This window comes from Methylobacterium sp. J-072 (assembly GCF_022829425.1).
Lineage (GTDB): Bacteria > Pseudomonadota > Alphaproteobacteria > Rhizobiales > Beijerinckiaceae > Methylobacterium.
Map to the genome: position 1 here is coordinate 132,743 of NZ_JAKSYK010000174.1, position 22,076 is coordinate 154,818.

Below are 22,076 nucleotides of genomic sequence, written 5' to 3' on the forward strand. Positions count from 1 at the left end.
TCCGGAAACGCCCCGAAGTCCCTGTTTCACCATGTTTTTCCCTGCCGGGTCGCATCCCGTAGCATCCGCTGGCGCGCTCGCCCCTCATCGAGTTCCTGAACCGTGACCACGTTCCTCATTGCCGCCGCCCTCGCGCTCGCCATCTGCCTCGCCCTCGAGGTGTTCGTCGGCGATTCGCTCGGCCCGGCGCGCCTGGCGCCGCGCGATCTTGCCCTGCGGCTGCTCGGCTACCTGCTGATCCTGCTGTTCTGGTTCGTCTTCTCGTGGCGGCCCTGGCTGGCCGGACTGACCTGCGTCGTCTCGGTCGCGGCGCTGATCTATGTCAGCCGGGCCAAGCGCTCGGTGATCGGCGAGCCGCTGCTGTTCAGCGATTTCGTCCTGCTGCCGCAGGTGCCGCGCCATCCGCAGCTCTACTACATCCCGCCGCTCTGGGATCCGCGCATCTCGGTTCCGGTGGTCCTGACCCTGATCGCGACGGTGATCTGGTACCGGACCGAGCCGAGCGTCCTGCCGGATGCGCCGATTCCACGCATCGCCGCCCTGCTCGGCCTGCCCCTGGCCCTATGGCTGCTGGTGCTCGCCGCGTCCCGGCCGCCGCTCGCCAGGCTGGTCGCGCGCTGGTTCCCCGAGCCCGACCTGGAGGCGGATGTCGCCCGGGTCGGCCTGCCGGCGAGCCTGCTCGGCTACACGGCCCGGGCGCTGGCGGGCAGCGCGCCGGTTCCGGAGGTGCCGACCCTTCCGGCCGGCCCGGGCGACGACGTGGTGGTGGTGATCCAGCTCGAATCGTTCATCGACCCGGAGCGCCTCGGCGGTCCGACGCTGCCGGCGATGGAGCTGTTCCGCACACGCGCCGCGCAATACGGCCGCCTGCGAGTCCCGGCCCACGGCGCCTACACGATGCGCAGCGAGCATGCCGTGCTGACCGGCCGGCCCTCAGACAGCCTCGGCTTCGGCCGGTACGATCCCTACACCTCCCGCAGCGGCGACGAGCCGACCAGCCTCGCCCGGCTGGCCGGCAGCAAGGGCTACGCGACCCTGTTCCTGCACCCCTTCCACAGGGACTTTTTTCGCCGGGCCAAGGTGATGCAGGCCTTCGGCTTCACCGACCTGGTGATGGGCGAGGCGTTCGAGGCTGCGCCCCGGGTCGGCCCCTATGTCGGGGACGTGGCACTCGGCGAGCGCCTGCTGGAGGAGGTCCGGGGGCGGCGCACGCCGCTGTTCCTGTTCTGCGTGACCATGGAGAATCACGGGCCCTGGAAGCCCGGGCGAATGCCCGGAATCGACGACCCGGAGGCGCAATACCTTCATCACGTCGTCAATACCGGCCGCATGATCGAGACCCTCGTGGCGGGACTCGAGACCGTCGCCCAGGACCGGGGCCAGTCCATCACGCTCTGCGTGTTCGGCGACCACGCGCCCTCGCTGCCGACCTGCAAGCCGGGCTTCGGCGGCCAGGCGACCGATTACGCGCTGTTCCGGTTCGGCGGCGCGCCGGTCCCACCGCGCCGCCTGGACATCACCGCCGACGCCTTGGGGCGGGATCTGCGCGCGCCCCTGGCCCGCACCCTTGCGGAGGCACCGGCAAGGGCGCGATAAGGCTAAGCTTGACCGGTTCGAGCTTGGCCGTGCCACGCTGGTGTCGCATTGCCGGCGGATAGCGAAGGCTGTCCCAGAAGCGGGTTCCGCGCGGTACCCGCCCGTTCGACGCGGCCGTTAAAGCGATCGCAGCGTTTGGCGGTCACCATGGATGTCCCGGCCCGAGCCAGCGATGGCGCGGAGGCCGGCGAGGAGAAGTCTCTGTGATGCTGCGTAAGACGGCGCTCACCGCGCTGATGGCCGCCCTCGCGGCGGGGTCCATCGGCGGCTGCACCTACCTGCCCGCGGCGGGGCCGACGGCGAGCGCGATCGAGGCGGGCGCGGAAGTCGCGACCGCTGACGGTGGCACGCTCGCCCGCTACGAAATCATCGACGTCACCCCCTCCGTGATCGAGGCCCTGCGCGGCCGCCCGCTGGATAGCCTGCTCGCCTCCTTCGGCGACCACCGCCCCTCCACCGAGCCGGTGATCGGCATCGGCGACATGGTCTCGGTCTCGGTCTGGGAGGCCGGCTCCGGGGGCCTGTTCTCCGGACCGCTCGTCGCCGACCGGTTCTCCGCCGGTTCCAAATCCGCCCTCATCCCTGAGCAGCCGGTCGGCCGCGACGGCGCGATCTCGGTGCCCTATGCCGGGCGCATCAAGGTCGCCGGACGCCGGCCCCAGGACGTCCAGGGCCTGATCGAGAACGAGCTCGCCGGCAAGGCCATCCAGCCGCAGGTGCTGGTCTCGGTCACCCGGCCGATCAGCCAGGCTGTTACCGTCACCGGCGAGGGTGCCGCCGGCGCCCGCCTGCCGCTCTCGGGCCACGGCGACCGCATCCTCGACGTGATCGCGGCCGCCGGCGGCAACCGCTCGCCGGTGTCGGAGACCTTCGTGCGCCTGTCGCGCGGGCCGCTCACCGCGACCGTGCCGCTGACGACCGTGGTGTCGAACCCGAAAGAGAACATCTACCTGCGGCCCAACGATGTGCTGACCCTGGTGCGCGATCCCCAGACCTTCCTGGCGGTGGGCGCGCTCGGCCAGGCGACCGAGCTGCCGTTCCAGGCCGACGGCATCACGCTCGCCCAGGCGCTCGCCAAGGCGCGCGGCCTGTCGGACTTCGCCGCCGACCCGGCCGGGACGTTCATCTTCCGGTTCGAGCCCGCCAGCGTGGTGCGCCGCCTGAACCCGGGCACCAAGCTGACCGGGACGCCGCTGGTGCCGGTGGTCTACCGGATCAACATGCGCGACCCCAACAGCCTGTTCACCACCCAGGCGTTCCGCATGCGCAACCGCGACCTGATCTACGTCTCGAACGCGCCGTTCACCGAAGTCCAGAAGGTGTTGACCGCCTTCAGCGGCGTCACCGGACCGCTCAGCTCGGCAGCCACCGCCTACGCCTACGCGAAGTAGGTCAGGCCGCCTCGCCGGCTTCCGGGCCGGCGGGGCCGAGATCCTGAAAACGCAAGCAGGGCGCGGATGGCATCCGCGCCCTGCTTGCATTCTCATGTGGTGAACCGCGCCGGATACCGGCGCAGCGCGAAAAAACTCAGCCGCGCTTGGCCAGCAGCTGCTCGATCAGCGAGCCGCCCTTGTCGATCGCCGCCATCTCCTCGGCCACCGCGTTCACGGTGTCGCGGATCTGGTCGGCGGTGTGCTCGGAGGTCAGGAAGAAGCGCAGGCGCGAGGCTCGCTCCGGCACCGCCGGGTGGATGATCGGCTGGACGTTGATGCCGCGGCGGAAGAGCCGGTCCGACAGGGTCACGGCCTTCAGCGAATCGCCCACGATGATCGGCACCACCGCGAGGCCGAGGCTGAAGCCGGTATCGAGGCCGAGCTTCTTGGCGGTGGCCAGGAACAGCGTGCCGTTCTGGCGCAGGCGCTCGACCCGCTCCGGTTCGGCCTGCATCACCGCAAGCGCCGCCTCGGCGGCGGCGGCCAGCGGCGGCGACATGCCGACGCTGTACACGAAGCCGCCGGCCGTGTGCTTGAGGTACTCGATCAGGGCGATCGGGCCGCAGATGTAGCCGCCGCAGGTCGAGAGCGTCTTCGACAGCGTGCCCATCCAGATGTCGACCTCGTTCGGGTCGACACCGCAATGCTCGAACAGGCCGGCACCGGTGCGGCCGGTGACACCGAGGCCGTGGGCCTCGTCCACCATCAGCCAGGCATCGTAGCGCTTCTTGAGGGCGACGAGGCCAGCCAGGTCCGGCGCGTCGCCGTCCATGCTATAGAGGCCCTCGACCACGATCAGCGCCCGGCGGTGCTCGTGGCGGGTGTTCTGGAGGAGGCTCTCCAGGGCGTCGAGGTCGTTATGCGCGAAGGAGCGCCGCTGGGCACCGGAGAGCTGTGCACCGGTGACGATGCTGTTGTGGGACAGCGCATCGTGGAAGATCACGTCGCCCGCTTCGAGCAGGGCGCCGATGGTCGTGACGTTGGTGGCGTGCCCGCTCACCATCACGATGCAGCCCTCGGTGCGGTAATGCTTGGCCAGCGCCTGCTCGAGACTAATGTGCCCCGGCCGCTCGCCCGCCACCACGCGGCTTGCCGACGCCGAGGTACCGTAGGCCTCGATCGCCTCCCGGGCCGCGTTGCTGACCCGGGGATGTCCGTTCAGGCCGAGATAGTCATAGGACGAGAAGTTGGTGAAGCTCTTCTGGTCGATCCGGGTGGTCGCGCCGGCCTTCGCGTCGTGGACGCGGAAGAACGGGTTGCCCAGGCCGATCAGCTGCGCCGCCTGGCGCTGCAGCTGCAGCTCGCGGTAGCCGGGCAGGTTCTCGAAGTTCTGCGCGGCCGATTTCCCGGCCGGGGACGCCGCCTTGGCGGGCGCCGGGCGCGGCGTCGCGCGTCCGAGGCGGTTCGTCACGAAGCCGGCGAGCGCCGCGCGCCCACCGTCAGGCCGTGCCGTATCGGTCATGGGTTGGTCTCTTTGATCTCGCTGGAAGTCTGCGCGATGAGTTCCCGGAGCGGCGCCATCATCTGCGCGTCGATCTCACCACCGATATGCTTCGAGACGAGGCTCATCGCGACACCGGCTGCCTCATCCATGGGGGCCGAAACCGCCTGAATTAAGGACTCCGACAGTTCGTTGACCGTCATGCCGGACGAGAGACCGGCCGGCGGTGCATCGAGGGCGAAGCGCTCCTGCAGGCTGGCGCCCAACTCGACGCCCATCAGCGAGTCGAGGCCGATCTCGGAGAGCTGGCGGACCCGGCTGATATCGTCCTTGGGCAGGCGCAGGATCCGGGCGATGTCCTCGACGATCGCGTCCGACACGGTCTTGCGGACCGCGTCCACGTCGCCGCCCTTGAGCAGAGCGCCGATGTTGATCGCCTGGACGCCGCCGGCCTCCACCTGCTGATCCGACCCGAGGTCGGCGTAGCTCGGCGAGCGCATGGTGGCGAGCCGCTCGCGCGCCTTGCCCCAATGCATCGCCGCGATGGCGATCACCGCCTCGTCCGGCGACGCGCCCTGAGCCTCCAGCGCATCGGCCATCAGCTCGAGGCAGCGACGCGCCTCCATCGGGGTGACGCCGACGCGGCCGGCGAGCCCTTCCATGACCGCCTTGTTGCGGGCGAGCATGCCGACATCGCCGATCGCACCCCAAGCCACCGCCAAAGCGGGCAGGCCGCGGCGGCGCCGCTGCCGGGCCAGACCTTCCATGAAGCCGTTGGCGGCGACGTAGGAGCCCTGGCCGGGATTGCCGATGAATGTGGTCGCCGAGGAGAACATCACGAAGTAGTCGAGGCTCCGGTCCCGGGTCGCGGCATCCAGGTGCTGGGCGCCGATCACCTTCGGGCCGATCACCGCGTCGAGCGCAGCCGCGTCGATGTTGGCGATCAGGCCGTCCTGGAGCACCGCCGCGGCGTGGAGCACGCCGGCGAGCGTCTTGCCGCCCTGCTCGATCTCCGCGATCAGGCGGTCCACCGCCGAGCGGCTGGTGATATCCACCGCCTTGGCCTCGACCTTGACGCCACGCCCGGCGAGCTCGGCCACGATCGCCTTGGCCTCGTCGGTGGTCGCGCCCTTGCGGCCGGCGAGCACCAGGTGCTTGGCACCCTTGTCGACCAGCCAGCGCGCCGCCTCCAGGCCGAAGCCGCCGAGGCCGCCGGTCACCAGGTGGACGCCGTCGGTCGAGACCGTGAACGGCCGCTTCGTGTCCTTGAGGATCGTGCCCGCCTTGGGCGGGCTGATCACGATCTTCCCGATGTGACCCGATTGCTGCATCAGCCGGAAGGCGTCCGAGGTCTCGGCCGCCGTGAACGGCTGGTAGGGCAGGGGCTTCAGGCCGCCGTCGTTGAACAGCGCCATGACCTCGCGGAACATCCGGGCGCCGTCATCGCCCTGGTGCTGGATCACCTGATCGAGATCGACGCCGAAGTAGCTGAGGTTCCGCCGGAACGGGCGCAGGCCGATATGGGTGTTGGCGACGTAGTCGCGCTTGCCCAGCTCGACGAAGCGACCGAACGGCCGCAGGGCGTTGAGCGAGCGCTCCATCGCCTCGCCGAACAGGCTGTTCAGGACGATGTCGACACCGTCGCCGGTGATCGCCCGGACCTCGTCCACGAAGGCGAGGGAGCGGGAATCGAGCACGTGCTCGGCGCCGAGCGCCTTCACCAGGGCCCGCTTCTCGCGGGAGCCGGCGGTGGCGATGACCCGCGCGCCCTTCAGCTTGGCGATCTGCAGCGCGGCGAGGCCGACGCCGCCCGCGCCGCCATGGACCAGCACCCACTCGCTGCGCCGCATCCGGGCGCAGGAGACGAGGCCGTAATAGGCGGTGAGGAACGCCACCGGGACGGTCGCCGCCGCCATCGGGTCGAGACCCTGCGGCATCGGCGCGACCACGAGCTCGGGCACGACGATGTGGGTGGCAAAGCCCGACTGGGCGAAGGCGACGACCGGGTCGCCGGCCTTGAAGCCCTTGACGCCCGGACCGACGGCCGTGACCCGGCCGGCGCATTCGAGGCCGAGGCGGGGGCCGGCGAAGCCGTCCTCCAGGATCTCCTCAGGGAGCATCGAGAGCGCCCAGAGCACATCGCGGAAGTTGAGGCCGGTGGCCTCGACCGCGATCTCGATCTCGCCCTTGCCGGGGGTGCGGCGCTCGGCCGGACCCCAGACCATCTCGTTGAGGCCGCCGGTGTTGCTGCGCTCCAGGCGCGCGGCCTCGGCCGGGACGGCATCCGCCGGATCCCGGTGCTTCGGCCGGCCGGCATGGAAGCGCACGACCTGCGTCCGCTCGTCGTCGAGCACGATCTCGGTCTCCGGCGTGCCGGAGAGGATGAGGTCGCGCAGGCGCTCGGAGGCGCGCTTCGACGACATCTCGGGCGAGAGGTCGATACGGCGCACGTCGAGGTTCGGGGCCTCGTTGGCGAGCGTCCGGGAGAACGCCCACACGCCGGCCTCGATGTTGGTGGTCTGGCCGCCGCGGTCGCGGGTCGCGCCCGGCGCCACGACCCACAGGCGGGTCTGGCGGGCACCGAGATGCTCGATGCAGCGCTTCAGGCTGAGGCAGCGGTCGCGCAGCCGCTCGGCCGCCTCGCCGCCGCGGGTGAAGGCGCCGGCCAGGAACACCACCGTGTCGGGGGTCTCCTTCTCCAGCTCCATCAGCGAGGTCTCGGAATCGAGGATGATCGAGACATGCACGCCGCCCGCGACCAGCAGGGTTGCCAGCGAGGAGGCGGTCTCGGCCGCGAACTCGTCGTCCGAACCGATCACGAAGGCGAAGCTCTGGGCCGGGGCTGGGCCCGGACGCACCGGGGCCTCGGCGACCAGCAGCAGGTCGTCGCCATTGGCCGACGCCGCGCGCTCGACCGCGACCTTGACCAGGCCATGGGCGCTGAGCGTGCGCTGCCAGCCCTCGATATCCTCGAGGCGCCCGACCGGCATGCCGCCGACGGCTTCCTCGAACCAGCCGCCCGTGAGGCCGAATACGAGGTCGCGGAACAGGGACGCGCCCGGCTCCACGGCCACCAGCAGGCCGCCGGTGGCGAGCGCCCCGGCGAGCTGACCCGGGAGAGCGCGCTCGCCGCGATGCAGGCTGCCGGCCGCCAGGATCAGGTCGAAGCTGCCGGGGGCGAGCTCGTCGGCCGCCTCGACGATAGTGGCGCCGTGGGTGAGCGACAGGCGGGCGCGCTCGGCGAGCCGGCGGTCGGTCTCGAACACGGTGAGCCGGGCCTCGGCGGCGGCAGAGAAGGCCGCGGCCTGGGCGGAGAGCGGGCCGAACCCGACCTGCAGCACCCGCAGGGCGCGCTCCTTCGGGAGCTGGCCGCGGCTCTTCTCGATCAGGTCGGCGACCAGATCGGCGGTGTGGCGCGCGGTGGCCGAGCGCATCACGAAGGCGTCGATGGCGCCCTGCGGCAGGGCCGGGGCGTCGCTCAGCTTGCCCGCGAGCAGGCGATCGACCATGGCGCCGACATCGGCGATCAGCACCAGCTCGGCGGAGAGATCGGGATGGTCGCCGGCGATCCAGCGCATGATCTCGTCGGGGGCCGGCAGCGCCGAGCCGTCACCCAGGGTCCAATTCGGACCGGCCCGCTCGGCGAGCCCGCTGCTCTCCAGGGCGTAGAGGGCGTTGAGCAGCCAGGGGCGCAGGGCCTCCGGCACGCGCCGGTCGGTGACCGAGACGGTCTCGCCCTCCGCCAGGCCGGAGGCGAGACGGTAGGCCAGCGAGGTCGCCCAGCCCTCAAGGAGTAGATGGCCCGGCGACAGGGCGGCGTCGGCCGGCCCCTTCGCCTCGGCGGTGAGCGGCCGCAGGCGCGCGGCCACGCTCGGCCGGCGCTCCATCGGGATCGCGGTCGGCTCGGTGGCGAGTTCCGGCACCTGCGAGATCGCGAAGGCCGAGAGGTCGCCGCCGCCCTTGGCGCGCAGGGCCTGGAAGCGGCCCTCGCGGATCGTGGCGACCACCGCGCCGTCGGCGTCGAGCAGGGTGAAATCGGCCAGGATCGAGCGCTCGTTGCAGCGGCGCGTCCGGATCACCGAGCGGGTGATCACCGCGCCGGGGCGCAGCAGCCGGACCTCGCCGAAGCGCACCGGGATGTAGGCCTTGCCGGCATTCTCGCCGAGCAGGTCCGCGAACAGCAGGATCAGCCCGTGGAAGCAGGCGTCGAGCCGCGCCGGCACCAGCGTGAAGCGGGCGTCGGCCTCGGCGGGCAGCAGGTCGGACACGATCGTCGCGTCATCGAGCCGGGCGCTCATGGCGACCTGCCGGAAGCTCGGGCCGAACGCCAGGCCGGAGGCCCGGGCGCGGGCATAGAGTGCCTCGCCGGTCAGAACCTGCTCGCCGGCACTGTCGAAATCGAACCCGTTCAGATCCGGCGCCTTGGGGGCCGTGAACGTGCCGTCGACGATCTTGGCCTGGGCGTGGAGCTGCCAGGGAGTCTGGGTCAGGCGCGGACGGCTGAGAACCTGGATGCCGTTGCCGGTGCCCGACAGGCGCACCGCGACCTCGCGCAGGGCCTCCTCGGCGAACACCATCGGCGACAGGATCTCGAAATCTGCCAGCACCACCTCGTCGTGGCGCATCGCCTCGCGGACGCAGGCCAGCGCCATCTCGACGAAGCCGGCGCCGGGCATGATCACCTGGCCTTCGACGCTGTGGTCCTCGAGCTCCGGCAGGGTCGCCGGATCGACGAAGCCGTTCCACTCCAGACCGTCGAAGGTGGTCCGCGAGCCGATCAGCGGGTGGTAGGGGCGGGCGCTCATCGCGCCGACGCTCTCAGGCGTATCAGCCAGGCGGAACGGGCGCCGCTGCCAGGGATAAGTCGGCAGGCGCACATCGCCCCGGGGGGCGTCACCGAAGAGCAGCGCCTCGTCGACCTGCGCGCCCTGGACCAGGGCGGCGCTGACCGCCTTGGCGATCGGGTCGCCGCCGGACGCCTTGCGGTGCATGACGCCGACCGTGGCGGTCTCGATGCCGAGCGGCTCGACCGCGTCGCCGACATGGGACATCAGGGTCGCGCGCGGGCCGACCTCCACGAACACGCGGGCGCCGCGACGGGTGGCATCCTGCACGGCCTCGCTGAAGCGCACCGGCTCGCGGATGTTGCGCCACCAGTAGCCGGCGCCGAAATTGTCGCCGTCCAGCACGCTGCCGGTGACGGTCGAGACCATCGCGGTGGTGCCGGCGCGGGCCTTCAGCCCGGCGAGATCGCGCAGCAGCGGCTTCTCGGTCGGGTCCATCAGCCGGCCGTGGAAGGCGTAGGCGAGGTCGAGCTTGCGGCCGCGGCGGCGCTTGCGCGACAGGGCCTTCAAGGCAGCGTCGATATCGGCCACCGGCCCGGCGACCGTCACGGCCTTGGGGCTGTTGTAGGCGGCGATGTCGAGGGACGGGTAATCCTTGAGGAAGGGCTCCACCTCCTCGGCCGGCATCAGCAGCACCGCCATGGTGCCCTGGCCGTGCGTCGTCTCCTGGTGGTGGCTGCGGTAATAGATGACCCGGACCGCATCCTCGAGGGTGAGGATGCCGGCCGCCTCGGCGGCGGCGATCTCGCCGACGCTGTGGCCGAGCACGTAGGCCGGGATCAGGCCCTTGGCCCGGAGCGCGGCCGTGGAGGCGCTCTCGATGGCGAAGATCAGCGGCTGCGAGACGCTGGTGAGCGCCAGGCGCTCGTCCAGATCCTCGGCGTAGAGGGCCTGCTTGAGCGACCAGTCGGCGTAGGTCTGGAACAGGGTATCGACCCGGTCGAAGGCGGCCCGGAAGGTCGGGTTCTCCTCGTAGGCCTCGCGGCCCATGCCGGCCCACTGGCTGCCGTTGCCGGAATAGACGAACGCCACCTCGGCGGCGCGGTCGACCGCGGTACCGGTGAAGGCGTCCTGGGCGTCCTCGCCCTCGCCGACGGCGCGCAGAGCCGCGGCCACGTCGGTCTTGCCGTCGAGCGCGATCGCCAGGCGGGCGGGCAGGCGCTCGCGCCGATGCGCGACGGCGGCGGCCACCGTGGCGACCCGCTCGGGCTCGGCCTCGAGGCGCTCGGCATAGTCGAGGGCGAGCTCGTTCAGCGCGGCGCGGGTCTGGGCCGAGAGCAGCAGAACCTGAGCGGACGGCGCCGGGGCGGCGGTGTCCGACTGCGACCCGGAATTCCCGTCGGTGATCACGACGTGGGCGTTGGTGCCGCCGAAGCCGAAGGAGTTCACGCCCGCGTAGCGCTCGCGCGGGCCGCGGGTGATCGGCAGGGCCTCGCGGACGACGCGCAGGTTGAGCTCGTCGAACGGGATGTCGGGATTCAGCTCGGCCGCGTGCAGGGACGGCGGCACGAGGTCGTGCTCCAGCGCCAGCGTCGCCTTCATCAGGCCGGCGAGGCCAGAGACCGGCTCGGTATGGCCGATGTTGGTCTTGATCGAGCCGATCGGCAGCGGCGCCTGGCGGCCGACGCCGAGCTTGGTCCCGATGGCCGAGGCCTCGATCGGATCACCCACCGGCGTGCCGGTGCCGTGCGCTTCCATAAAGGCGAGGTCGTCGAGGCTGATGCCCGCGTCGCGGTACACCCGCTCCAGCAGGGCGCCCTGGGCGTAGCCCGAGGGCAGCGAGATGCCGGTGGTGCGCCCGTCGGAATTGATGCCCGAGGCCACGATCCGGGCGCGCACGGTGGCGCCGTTGCGCCGCGCGGCCTCGGCCGATTGCAGCACGAACACCACGCCGCCCTCCGAGCGCACGTAGCCGTCGGCGTTCTTCGAGAACGCCTGGCACAGGCCGGTGCGCGAGAGCATCTGCGCGGTGGAGAAGCAGATGAAGTTGAACGGGCTCGCCAGCACGTTGACGCCGGCCACGACCGCCGTGTCCACGCGGCCGGACTGGATCGCCTGTACGGCGTTGTCGAAGGCGACGAGCGAGGACGAACAGGCGGTGTCGACCGTGAAGCTCGGCCCCTTCAGGTCGAAGATGTACGAGATGCGGTTCGAGATGATCGAGAGCGTGTTGCCGGTGGCCGCGTAGGCGTCGCCCGAGGCCGCATCGAGGATGCGCAGGTTGCCGTAATCGAGCGAGGAGGCGCCGACGAACACGCCGATGTTGCTGCCGGCCACGCTCGACGGGCGCAGGCCCGCGTCCTCCAGGGCTTCCCAGGTCAGCTCCAGCAGCATCCGCTGCTGCGGATCCATCTGCTCGGCCTCGCGCGGCGAGATGCCGAACACGGCGGGGTCGAACGACCAGATGTCGTCGATGATGCCGGCGGCCCAGGTGTAGCTCTTCCCGCGCTCCTGGGCGCGCGGATGCGCGAACCGGTCGAGGGAGAAGCGGTCACTGGGGACCTTGCTGACGGCGCAGCGGCCCTCCGACAGGAGTTGCCATAGCCCGTCGACGCTGGGGGCCCCGGGCAGTCGGCATGCGCGTCCGACGATCGCAATGTCTGTACGTTGTGTCACGTTCGGTTCGCACACGCTCGTTATCGGAAGTCGGCTCGGCTCGCGACGAGTGAGTACCGTCTCACCCCTTACTGTGGCACCATTGCGGTGTCCAACCTGCCCCCAGGCAAGGTCATCCCGGCCCGGCCAGATTGCGCTGGGCTGTGACATGTATTCATCAGACCGCAGTCCAATGACGACGGCCGAAATGCCAAGTCTGCACCATTTGACCGCCTGTTGAGACGGTCAAGCGACCATCGAAATGCCACAGTTGCGCACCGGCGAACGGAGCCCGTCTAGCGGTGCCGCCAGGGTTTTCCAAAGAGATCTTTGCCGCAGCCTGCAGATCTAAGACCGCAATGCGACGGCTCGACGCCATCCGGCCGACGGTCAAGACGCGGCCGGACCAGCCTTATCCTTGGCGCTATCCTTGGATCGTCCGATGCCGCGATAGGTGAAACCGTGGCGCTCGGCGGTCTCGGGATCGTAGATGTTGCGCAGATCGACCAGCACGGGCGCGGGCCCCGCGGACGCCATGGTCTGGCGCAGCCGGTCGAGATCCAGTGCCCGGAACGCGTTCCACTCCGTGACGATCACCAGGGCGTCCGCGCCCTCGGCGCAGGCATAGGCGTTCTCGGCATAATCCACCTCCGGCATCAGCGCGCGCGCCTGTTCCATGCCTTCGGGATCGTAGGCGCGCACCTTCGCGCCGGCATCCTGGAGCCCGGCCACGATCGACAGGGACGGCGCCTCGCGCATGTCGTCGGTGTCGGGCTTGAAGGTCAGGCCGAGCAGCGCCACAATCTTGCCCCGGACGCTGCCGCCGCAGGCCTTGATCACCTTGCGGGCCATCGCCCGCTTCCTCTGGTCGTTGACCGCCACCACGGTCTCGACCAGCCGCAGCGGCACCCCAGCATCCTGGGCGGTCTTCACCAGCGCCAGCGTGTCCTTCGGGAAGCAGGAACCGCCGTAGCCGGGGCCGGCATGCAGGAACTTGCCGCCGATGCGGTTGTCGAGGCCGATGCCCCGGGCGACCTGCTGGACGTCGGCGCCGACCTCCTCGCACAGATCCGCGATCTCGTTGATGAAGGTGATCTTGGCGGCCAGGAACGCATTGGCGGCGTATTTGGTGAGTTCCGCGGTGCGGCGGCTCGTCACCACGATCGGCGCGGCGTTGAGATAGAGCGGCCGGTAGACCTCGCGCATCACCGCCTCGGCGCGGGGATCCTCGCTGCCAACCACGATGCGGTCGGGACGCTTGAAGTCCGAGATCGCCGCGCCCTCGCGCAGGAATTCCGGGTTCGAGGCCACGGCGACATCCGCCTCGGGCCGTAATTCGCGGATGATGCGCTCGACCTCGTCGCCGGTGCCCACCGGCACGGTCGACTTGGTCACAACCACGGTGAAGCCCGACAATGCGCCGGCGATTTCCCGGGCGGCGTCGAACACGAAGGACAGGTCGGCGAAGCCGTCGCCCCGGCGCGAGGGCGTGCCTACCGCGATGAACACCGCGTCGGCCTCGGCCACCGCGTCCCGCAGGCTCGTCCCGAAGGCGAGCCGGCCCTGGCGGACGTTCTCGGCGACCAGGGCGTCGAGGCCGGGCTCGTAGATCGGCATCGTTCCGGCGTTCAAGCTGGCGATCTTGGTCGGGTCGCGGTCGATGCAGACCACGCTGTGGCCGAAATCGGCGAGGCACGCCCCGGATACCAGGCCGACATACCCGGCCCCAATCATCGCAATCCGCATCCGGCCCTCCCGGCAGCCCGCCGCGCGGCTTGCTGCAATGCAGCATGATCCGAGACCGGCCTTGATGCAACCGGGGCCGCTCGGCAGCGCCCGATTCTGTCGCGACGATGCAACACCGCGGAAACGCGACTGTTTTTTGACAGCTCCCCGGGATCAGCTTGACGGCGGCCGGATCCTGTCGCCGTAGCGACACCGAAAACATGTCCCTTGGCGACTTCGCAGCGCGGGCGGCTTCCTGTAGAAGCGCGGCCGCCGGCCGGGCGAGGCCGGGCGCCGCGAAGCCCATTCCAAGGATCGGCGAAGGACTGCGATGACCGAACTGCCGAACGTGCACGTGCGCGCCGAAGTCCTGGCGCAGGCGCTGCCCCATATGCAGCGCTACGACCAGGAGATCGTGGTCATCAAGTATGGCGGCCACGCCATGGGCGACCGTGCCGCCGCCGAGGATTTCGCCGAGGACATCGTCCTTCTGGAGCAATCCGGCCTGAAGCCGATCGTCGTGCATGGCGGCGGACCGCAGATCGGCAAGATGCTCGACCGGCTCGGCATCCAGTCCGAGTTCCGCGGCGGCCTGCGGGTCACCGACGAGGCCACCGTTGAGGTGGTCGAGATGGTCCTGGCTGGCTCGATCAATAAGCAGATCGTCGGCTGGATCTCGGCCGAGGGCGGCCGGGCGATCGGCCTGTGCGGCAAGGACGGCAACATGGTCCGCGCCAAGCGGGCGATGAAGACCGTGGTCGATCCCGAGAATAACACCGAGCAGGCGATCGACCTCGGCCTGGTCGGCGAGCCGGAGCATGTCGAGCGCGGCGTCCTCGACGCGGTGCTGAAGGCGGAGCTGATCCCGGTTCTGGCCCCTGTGGCCTACGGGGCGGACGGGCAGACCTACAACGTCAACGCCGACACCTTCGCGGGTGCCATCGCGGGGGCGCTGCGGGCCAAGCGCCTGCTCCTGCTCACCGACGTTCCGGGCGTGCTCGACAAGGACAAGAAACTGATTCCCGAGCTGACCGTGGAGGATTGCCGCCGACTGATCGCCGACGGCACCATCACGGGCGGCATGATCCCCAAGATCGAGACCTGCATGTACGCGATCGAGCGCGGCGTGGAGGCGGTCGTCATCCTGGACGGCAAGGTCAACCACGCGGTGCTGCTGGAGCTGTTCACCGATTACGGTGCCGGCACCCTGATCCGCCGGGGCTGATCCCCGGCGGGACGACGGTGGGCGGATCGGACGCGGCAACACCCGCTCCGCTCGCGCATTGTCGTCGTCCCGGCTCAGCCTGGCGCAAGCCTGGCTTGCCAGCCTGACCGTTCCACGCCGTCGATTCCGCGAGGGATCGGCGGACGGGGCCGCGTCGCACCGCGGGTTCGGGGCCGCATCCGATTGCAACGCGATCGGTCATGGCCCTAGAATCTCGCGGTTTCAGGATTTCAAAGGGACACGGTGCACCACCCGGAGAAAGCCCAGTTCACCACCCCCGCGTCCCGTGGGTTTGCCGATGTCGACACCTGGGTGTTCGACCTCGACAACACGCTCTATCCGAGCGACGCGCAGGTCTGGCCGCAGGTGGACGAGCGCATCACCCTCTACGTCATGCGGCTCTACGGGCTCGATGGCATCTCGGCCCGCGCCCTGCAGAAGTATTTCTACCACCGCTACGGCACGACCCTGACGGCGCTGCTGACGGAGGAGGGGGTCGACCCGCACGACTTCCTCGACTTCGCCCACGACATCGACCACTCGACGATCAAGCTCGACCCAAGTCTCGGTGATGCGATCGAGCGTCTGCCCGGGCGCAAGCTGATTCTGACCAACGGCTCGCGCCGCCACGCCGAGAACGTCGCGGCCAAGCTCGGGATCCTCGACCATTTCGAGGACGTGTTCGACATCGCCGCCGCCAATTTCGTCCCCAAGCCCGAGCGCTCCACCTACGAGCGCTTCCTCGAGGCCCACAGCGTCGAGCCGACCCGGGCGGTGCTGTTCGAGGACATCGCCCGCAACCTCACGGTGCCGCACGATCTCGGCATGGCGACCGTGCTGGTCGTCCCGAAGGTCATCGACCCCTATCGCGAGGCCTTCGAGCAGGAGGCGGTGCGCGAGCCGCATATCGACCACATCACCGACGATCTCGCCGCCTTCCTGTCGGCCTGCGTGCTACCCGAGACGACACGGGGTGCGATGGGCGCCACGCGGCCCTGACGCGGGCACGCGCATCCGCAATCGACAAGCCGGCGGCGATCCTGTAGAGAGCCGCCCAACTCACAACAGGATCGCCGAAATCCTGGTGCCGGACGCCCATGAGGGGCGACACGGCGCAACGGCTGGAGCTATGCCATGAACATCATCGAGCAGCTGGAGCGCGAGGAAGTCGCGCGCCTCGCCAAGACCATTCCCGATTTCGAGCCGGGCGACACGCTCATCGTCAACGTCCGCGTGAAGGAAGGCGAGCGCACCCGCGTCCAGGCCTACGAGGGCGTCTGCATCGGCCGCCAGGGCGGCGGCCTCAACGAGAGCTTCACGGTCCGCAAGATCTCCTACGGCGAGGGCGTCGAGCGCGTCTTCCCGGTGCACTCGCCGATGATCGATTCGATCAAGGTCGTCCGCCGCGGCAAGGTGCGCCGGGCCAAGCTGTACTACCTGCGCGACCGTCGCGGGAAGTCGGCCCGCATCGTCGAGCGTACCGACCGCTACAAGGCCAAGGAAGCCCCGGCCGCGGCCGAGTAATCGTCCGGGTTTCAAGAGGGCTTGCAGCCCTTCGGTGGGTCGTCAGGGCGAAGCCCTGATGAAGAAGCGGGCCCTGCCCGCACCCGCAAAAGGTCCCGGACCTTTTGAAACCAGACTTTGACCGAGAATCGACCGGTCCGGCTTAGCCGGACCGGTTTTTTGTGCCTGCGGTTCAGGCAGCCCGGACCCGGTCGAGGAAGTGGGTGATCTCCGCGGAGAGCCGCCCGGATTTCTGCGACAGCTCGGCCGCGGCACCGAGCACCTGCTCGGCTGCGTCTCCAGACTCCTTCGCGGCGGTCGAGACGTCGGCAATGTTGCCCGTCACCGTGCTGGTGCCGTCCGCCGCCTGCGCGACGCTGCGCACGATCTCGCCGGTGGTCGCCTCCTGCTCCTCGATCGCGGCGGCGACGCTGGTGGCGAGGGTATTCACATCGGTGACCGTGCGGCCGATCTCCTGGATCGCCTCGACGGCCTGCCGGGTGGAGGCCTGCACCGCTTCGACCCGGGTCGAGATCTCCGCCGTCGCCTGCGCGGTCTGGTTGGCGAGTTCCTTCACCTCCGCGGCCACCACGGCGAAGCCGCGCCCGGCCTCGCCGGCCCGCGCCGCCTCGATCGTGGCGTTGAGCGCCAGCAGGTTCGTCTGGCTGGCGATCGCCGCGATCATGCTCGCCACCGCGCCGATCTTCTCCGCACCCTCGGCGAGGTCGCGCACGATCGCGTCGGTGCGCTGCGCTTCCGTCGCCGCCTGCCCGATCATGGCCGACGAGCGCGCCATCTGCCCGGAAATCTCCCGGATGGTGGTCGACATCTCCTCGGTCGCGGCGGCCACGGTCTGTACGCTGGCCGAGGTCTCCTGCGCGGCCTCCGAAACCTGGGCCGAGCGCGCGCTGGTCCGCGCCGCCGTCTGCGCCATTCGGGCGGCATTGGCCTGCATCGCCGTGGCGGCGGAGGTCAGGCCCTGCATCAAGGTCCCGGCATTGCCCTCGAACTGGCGGGTGAGGGCGTCGAGGGCCTGGGCCCGCTCGATCTTGGCCTCGGCGTCCCGGGCGGCCGCCACGTCCATCTCGCCCTTGGCGACCAGGGCCTGGCGGAACACCTCCACGGTGCCGGCCATCCGGCCGATCTCGTCGCCCCGCTCGGTATCGGAGACCGGGCTCGCGATGTCGCCCTCCGCGAGCGCCTGCATCCGCCGGTGGAGGCGGCCGAGCGGCCGGGTGATGCTGCGCCCGATCAACAGGGATCCGAGCACCGAGACGCCGACGATGCCCAGAAGCAGGCCCAGCACCGTGATCGCCAGCGACCGGAACGACGCCGCGATGTCGTCGGTATAGGCGCCGGTGACGATGAACAGATCCCAGGGCTTGAACCGGACCGCGATGGACACCTTCGGGTAGACGCCCTCCCGCCCGGGACGGAGATAAGCGTATTCCAGCATCGCCGTATCGGATGTCTTCAGGAGATCGATGAACGAGCGGATGATCGGCAGGCCGTTGACCGTGAGATCCAGTTGGCTCGTACCGATGATCTGGCGGTTCGGCACGGCGACGGCGACACCGTCCATCGTGTAGATCGAGATGTAGTTGGTTCCGCCGCTGTAGCGCATCGCCATGGTCGCCTCGGCCAGCTGGGACAGGGCGGCCTGCTTGGTCAGGGCGCCGGCCTTGACCCGTTCATCGAGCGCCTGGGCGTGCGACTGGACCAGCTCGACCATGGCGTGCAGAGACTGGACACGCTCATCGAGCATTTCACGGTAGTATAGTTTTAATCCGACGCCGCCAATCAATGCAATAATAAAGCAGGTCAGCAACGTAAGAAGCGAAAGCTTACGTGATAATGTTAAATTCGCGAGTGAGATGCGCATATCAATCTCAACTTAAAGAGTTGGCGCATCTCCATAACTCATCGGCACTGCAAAACTCAAGTTTACATTCCAGAAAAGCGTAATATCGTAGTAAAATTTTCTCCCTATCGGGACTTTTGATTTGGCGTCATATTATATTAAAATATTTGAAAATTTCATATTTATCATATAATTTCAATCTTTGCCGATAAATTGTATTAATGAATACGACATTTTGGATACGCGGCTTCGAATCCATCTCATCGCTGCATGGCAGGTCTGCGGACGGGGCGGATACAGGAAGGCCTGCTCAAATCGGGTCGCGTAGAACCGTCTGCGCAAACAGCACCATAGGGATCGAATCCGAGGAGATGCTCCGGATCATCGAGGAACGCCCAAGCCGAAGCGATGATCGGGGCCGCGATCGACGGAGCCGGCAGCCGCGATCGCCATGCGGCCGCCCATCGTCCCCGCCGCGCAGAAAGCGCTGACCGCCCGCAGGAACCGCGCGCGGTCCGGGGTCAGCCCCCGCGCAGCGCCTCGAGAACCTTGCCGCCGGGGCGCCCGGTGGGGGTCATGCCGAGCTTGCGCTCCACATCCTTGATCGCGTCCCGGGTTTTTTGGCCGACCTTGCCGTCCGGCTCGCCGACATCGTAGCCGCGGGCGGCGAGGCGAGTCTGGAGATCGCGCCGCTCGGCCCGGGACAGGGGCGGATCGTCGGTGGGCCAGGCGGCCTGGACGCCCGCCTTGCCGCGCAGGCGGTCGGACAGGACCGCGATGGCGAGCCCGTAGGATTCGGCCGCGTTGTACGAGTAGATCGCGTCGAAGTTCCGGGTGACCAGGAAGGCCGGCCCGTCGATGCCGGCGGGCGCGATGATGCCGGCCGCTCCCTCGCCCGAGAGCGGGCGCCCGTCCACCCGGGTCACGCCGAGGGACGCCCAATGGGCGATCGGCTTCTTGTTCTTGCGCCCCGCCGCGCCGACGCTGAAGCTGCGGGGCAGCTTCACCTCGTAGCCCCAGACCTGGCCGTTCTGCCACTTGGCCACGTGCAGGAAGTTGGCCGTGGAGCCGACCGCGTCGGCCACCGAATCGACCACGTCGCGCCGCCCGTCGCCGTCGCCGTCGACCGCGAGCCGGTGATAGGTTGTCGGCATGAACTGGGTCTGGCCGAAGGCGCCGGCCCAGGAGCCGGTGAGCCGCTCCGGCGCGATGTCGCCGCGCTCGATGATCCGCAGAGTCGCGATCAGCTCGGACCGGAAGAAGTCGCGGCGGCGGTTGTTCGAGCAGGCGAGCGTCGCCAGCGACTGCACCAGCGGCATCTTGCCGAGGTTCTTGCCGAAATTCGATTCGACGCCCCACACCGCCGCGATCGTGTAGCGGTCGACCCCGTAGCGCGACTCGGCCTGGGCCAGGGCGGACGCGTTCTGCCGCATGGCCGCGCGTCCGTCCTCGACCCGCTCGTCGTCCACAAGCGCCGCCATGTAGTCCCAGATCGGCGTCTTGAACTCGGGCTGCGCCTGCGAGAGCTCGATCACCTTGTCGTCGAAGCTGATGCCGCGGGTGGCCGCCTGGAAGGTCTGGGCCGACACCCCGGCCGCCGCCGCCTGCCCCTGGATACCGGCGAGGCAGGAGTCGAAATCGGCGCGCGCCGGCACCACAGCGAGGCCCGCGAGCAGACCGAACCCGAGCGCGACGCCCGATCCGAGGTGATTCTGCATCCTGGCGTTCCCGTTCGACGTCCGTTGTATGGGGGTCGAATCAGGCAACACCAGGGTTAAGGACCGGTTAGGCCGCACCGAATCGACCGGCATGGCTGACTGGCCGGACGCCGCGGCGCGGCTCCCGGAGTCCGTGCCGTGAAACTCAGTCGTCCGGTCGCGGCCTCGCAACGGAATGAGATTTGACGGCAGATTTAGTTTGCGAATGATCGATACATTGATTGTTACGAATTTCTCTCAACGAATACTTCTTCAATTTGCCAATAAAGTACAATATCGACCATTGTGCAATCGGGGATCCGCTCGGATTGCGCCGATTCTTGACGGCAACTTATTAATCCACGACTGTCTATATGAAAGAGAATCAATTTCGGGCATCGGGAGGAAATCTGGACCATGCGCCTTGCAGATCTATCGATTGCGAAGAAAGTCGTTGGCGCATTCGCGATACTGATCATCATCGCTCTTGGAGGTGGGATTATCAACCACCGAAAACTATCCTTCATCCAATCCTCGATCGGATGGTCGGAGCATACTTACGACGTCCTGAACGTGAACGCGTCCCTGATCACCACGATGGTCGATCGGGAGACCGGCCTGCGGGGCTATCTGGTGACCGCCGACCCGGCGTTCCTCGCGCCGTATCGCAGCGGCACGCAGGCCTTCGACGCGACCCTGCAGCGGCTGCGGACGCTGACATCGGACAATCCGGCGCAGCAGGCCCGCATCGCCGAGGTCGAGACCCTGGCGAAGCGCTGGCAGGCCGACATCGCCGAGCCGGAGATCGCCCTGATGGGTCAGCCGAGTACCCAGGCGGAGGCCCGCGCACGCGTGGGTGCCGGCGCCGGCCGGGCGCTCATGGACGCCATTCGCGCCAAGGGTGGGGAGATCGAGGCGACCGAGCGCACCCTGCTGACGGCCCGGCAGGCCGACGAGGCCGACGCCTTCTCGACATCCTACGTGGCGACGCTGCTGTCCCTCGTCGCCCTCCTGGCGACCGCCATCGCGGGCGCCCTCCTGCTGACCCGGCTCATCGCTATCCCGACGCGCGCGATGACGCTGGTGATGGGGGAGCTCGCCCGGGACAATCTCGACATCACCGTCCCGAGCAGCGAACGCCGCGACGAGATCGGCCGGATGGTCGCGGCGGTCGAGGTGTTCAAGCAGGCGCTGATCGCCAAGCGCGCCGGCGACGTGGCGGCCGCGCAGGAAGCCGACGCCAAGACCCGCCGCGCCGCCCATCTCGACGCGGTGGTGCACCGCTTCGAGACCGAGGTGTCCGGATTGACGCAAGCGCTGGCGGGCGCCGCCACGGAACTCGAAGCGACCGCGCAGTCGATGACCGGCATCGCCGAGGAGACCGACGCGCAGGCGCAGACGGTGGCGGGCGCCGCCGAGCAGGCCTCCTCGAACGTGCAGACCGTGGCCGCCGCGACGGAGGAGTTGTCGATCTCGATCCAGGAGATCAACAGCCAGGTCACCCGGGCGGCCCAAGCCGCGAGCGCGGCCTCGGACGAGGCGATCCAGACCGACGGCGCCGTGCAGGTTCTGGCCGAGAGCGCCGAGAAGATCGGCAGCGTGATCGCCCTGATCTCGCAGATCGCCGGGCAGACGAACCTGCTGGCCCTCAATGCCACGATCGAGGCGGCCCGGGCCGGCGAGGCCGGGCGCGGCTTCGCGGTGGTGGCGAGCGAGGTCAAGGAACTGGCCGGCCAGACCACCCGCGCCACGGAGGAGATCGGCGCGCAGATCGGCGCGATCCAGACGGCGACCGGCCACGCGGTCTCGGCGATCCGGTCGATCGCCCGCATCGTCGGCGAGATCGCCACCAGCTCGACAGCGATCGCGGCCGCGATCGAGGAGCAGGGTGCGGCGACCCAGGAGATCGCCCGCAACGTGCAGCAGGCTTCCTCCGGGACGGACCGGGTCACCGGCAACATCGTCGAGGTCCAGCGCGCCGCCGGCGAGACGGGCTCCGCGGCCTCTCAGGTCCTCGATGCGGCCCAGGGTCTCTCGCAGAACTCGAACGACCTCAGCCGTGTCGTCGCCACCTTCCTGGCGGACGTGAAGGCGGCCTGAGCGGCGTGCGCCGACGGGGTCCAAGGGCCTTCTGGGTCGCCGCCGGCCACGCAGCC

Annotated in this window: 11 protein-coding genes; 6 read left to right on the forward strand and 5 right to left on the reverse strand. The window is 69.3% G+C overall.

The features are described from left to right. Positions 1-102 precede the first annotated feature (102 nt). Both MKK67_RS20565 and MKK67_RS20570 read left to right on the forward strand, forming a co-directional pair. Positions 103-1,596, forward strand: a complete 1,494-nt coding sequence (locus tag MKK67_RS20565; RefSeq protein WP_243968871.1) for an LTA synthase family protein — start codon at positions 103-105, stop codon at positions 1,594-1,596. 206 nt (positions 1,597-1,802) lie between these two features. Continuing rightward, a complete protein-coding gene (locus MKK67_RS20570) occupies positions 1,803-2,987 on the forward strand; it encodes a polysaccharide biosynthesis/export family protein (protein ID WP_243968873.1) in 1,185 nt (394 codons plus the stop codon). Between the two features lie 136 nt (positions 2,988-3,123). Here the strand turns inward: MKK67_RS20570 and MKK67_RS20575 are convergent, their stop codons facing one another. From MKK67_RS20575 to MKK67_RS20585, 3 genes are all read right to left on the reverse strand, one after another. Continuing rightward, positions 3,124-4,491, reverse strand: a complete 1,368-nt coding sequence (locus MKK67_RS20575) for an aminotransferase class I/II-fold pyridoxal phosphate-dependent enzyme (protein WP_243968875.1) — start codon at positions 4,489-4,491, stop codon at positions 3,124-3,126. Beyond that, entirely contained in the window at positions 4,488-11,930 is a 7,443-nt protein-coding gene (locus MKK67_RS20580; RefSeq protein WP_243968877.1) for a type I polyketide synthase, read from the reverse strand. The genes MKK67_RS20575 and MKK67_RS20580 overlap by 4 nt, the downstream gene beginning before the upstream one ends. A gap of 369 nt (positions 11,931-12,299) precedes the next feature. Next, the gene (locus MKK67_RS20585) at positions 12,300-13,655 is read right to left on the reverse strand and encodes a UDP-glucose dehydrogenase family protein (RefSeq protein ID WP_243968879.1); all 1,356 of its coding nucleotides are present in this window, start codon (positions 13,653-13,655) and stop codon (positions 12,300-12,302) included. Positions 13,656-13,965: 310 nt separating this feature from the next. On the opposite strand from MKK67_RS20585, the gene argB reads away from it, so the two are divergent. From argB to rplS, 3 genes are all read left to right on the forward strand, one after another. Then, on the forward strand, positions 13,966-14,859 hold the full coding sequence (argB, locus tag MKK67_RS20590; RefSeq protein WP_243968881.1) for an acetylglutamate kinase: 894 nt from the start codon (positions 13,966-13,968) through the stop codon (positions 14,857-14,859). 243 nt (positions 14,860-15,102) lie between these two features. Further along, positions 15,103-15,858 (forward strand): pyrimidine 5'-nucleotidase, encoded by a 756-nt coding sequence (locus MKK67_RS20595; protein ID WP_243968883.1) that lies wholly within the window; start codon positions 15,103-15,105, stop codon positions 15,856-15,858. A 135-nt stretch (positions 15,859-15,993) separates the two neighbouring features. Then, positions 15,994-16,383 (forward strand): 50S ribosomal protein L19, encoded by a 390-nt coding sequence (gene rplS / locus MKK67_RS20600; RefSeq protein ID WP_092040614.1) that lies wholly within the window; start codon positions 15,994-15,996, stop codon positions 16,381-16,383. 172 nt (positions 16,384-16,555) lie between these two features. Here the strand turns inward: rplS and MKK67_RS20605 are convergent, their stop codons facing one another. Together MKK67_RS20605 and MKK67_RS20610 are read right to left on the reverse strand one after the other, a co-directional pair. After that, positions 16,556-18,127 carry a methyl-accepting chemotaxis protein gene (locus MKK67_RS20605; protein WP_243968885.1) on the reverse strand — a complete coding sequence of 524 codons (1,572 nt, stop codon included), beginning with the start codon at positions 18,125-18,127 and terminating at the stop codon, positions 16,556-16,558. A 617-nt stretch (positions 18,128-18,744) separates the two neighbouring features. After that, entirely contained in the window at positions 18,745-19,941 is a 1,197-nt protein-coding gene (locus MKK67_RS20610) for a lytic murein transglycosylase (RefSeq protein ID WP_243968887.1), read from the reverse strand. 396 nt (positions 19,942-20,337) lie between these two features. Between MKK67_RS20610 and MKK67_RS20615 the strand changes: the two genes are divergently transcribed. Next, a complete protein-coding gene (locus MKK67_RS20615; protein WP_279601733.1) occupies positions 20,338-22,020 on the forward strand; it encodes a methyl-accepting chemotaxis protein in 1,683 nt (560 codons plus the stop codon). Positions 22,021-22,076: the final 56 nt, after the last annotated feature.

Bases quoted from the DNA above. Each gene is read 5' to 3' on its own strand.
- argB (WP_243968881.1), top strand. From the start codon at position 13,966: ATGACCGAACTGCCGAACGTGCACGTGCGCGCCGAAGTCCTGGCGCAG.
- MKK67_RS20610 (WP_243968887.1), bottom strand. From the start codon at position 19,941: ATGCAGAATCACCTCGGATCGGGCGTCGCGCTCGGGTTCGGTCTGCTC.
- rplS (WP_092040614.1), top strand. From the start codon at position 15,994: ATGAACATCATCGAGCAGCTGGAGCGCGAGGAAGTCGCGCGCCTCGCC.
- MKK67_RS20605 (WP_243968885.1), bottom strand. From the start codon at position 18,127: ATGCTCGATGAGCGTGTCCAGTCTCTGCACGCCATGGTCGAGCTGGTC.
- MKK67_RS20615 (WP_279601733.1), top strand. From the start codon at position 20,338: ATGCGCCTTGCAGATCTATCGATTGCGAAGAAAGTCGTTGGCGCATTC.
- MKK67_RS20570 (WP_243968873.1), top strand. From the start codon at position 1,803: ATGCTGCGTAAGACGGCGCTCACCGCGCTGATGGCCGCCCTCGCGGCG.
- MKK67_RS20575 (WP_243968875.1), bottom strand. From the start codon at position 4,491: ATGACCGATACGGCACGGCCTGACGGTGGGCGCGCGGCGCTCGCCGGC.
- MKK67_RS20585 (WP_243968879.1), bottom strand. From the start codon at position 13,655: ATGCGGATTGCGATGATTGGGGCCGGGTATGTCGGCCTGGTATCCGGG.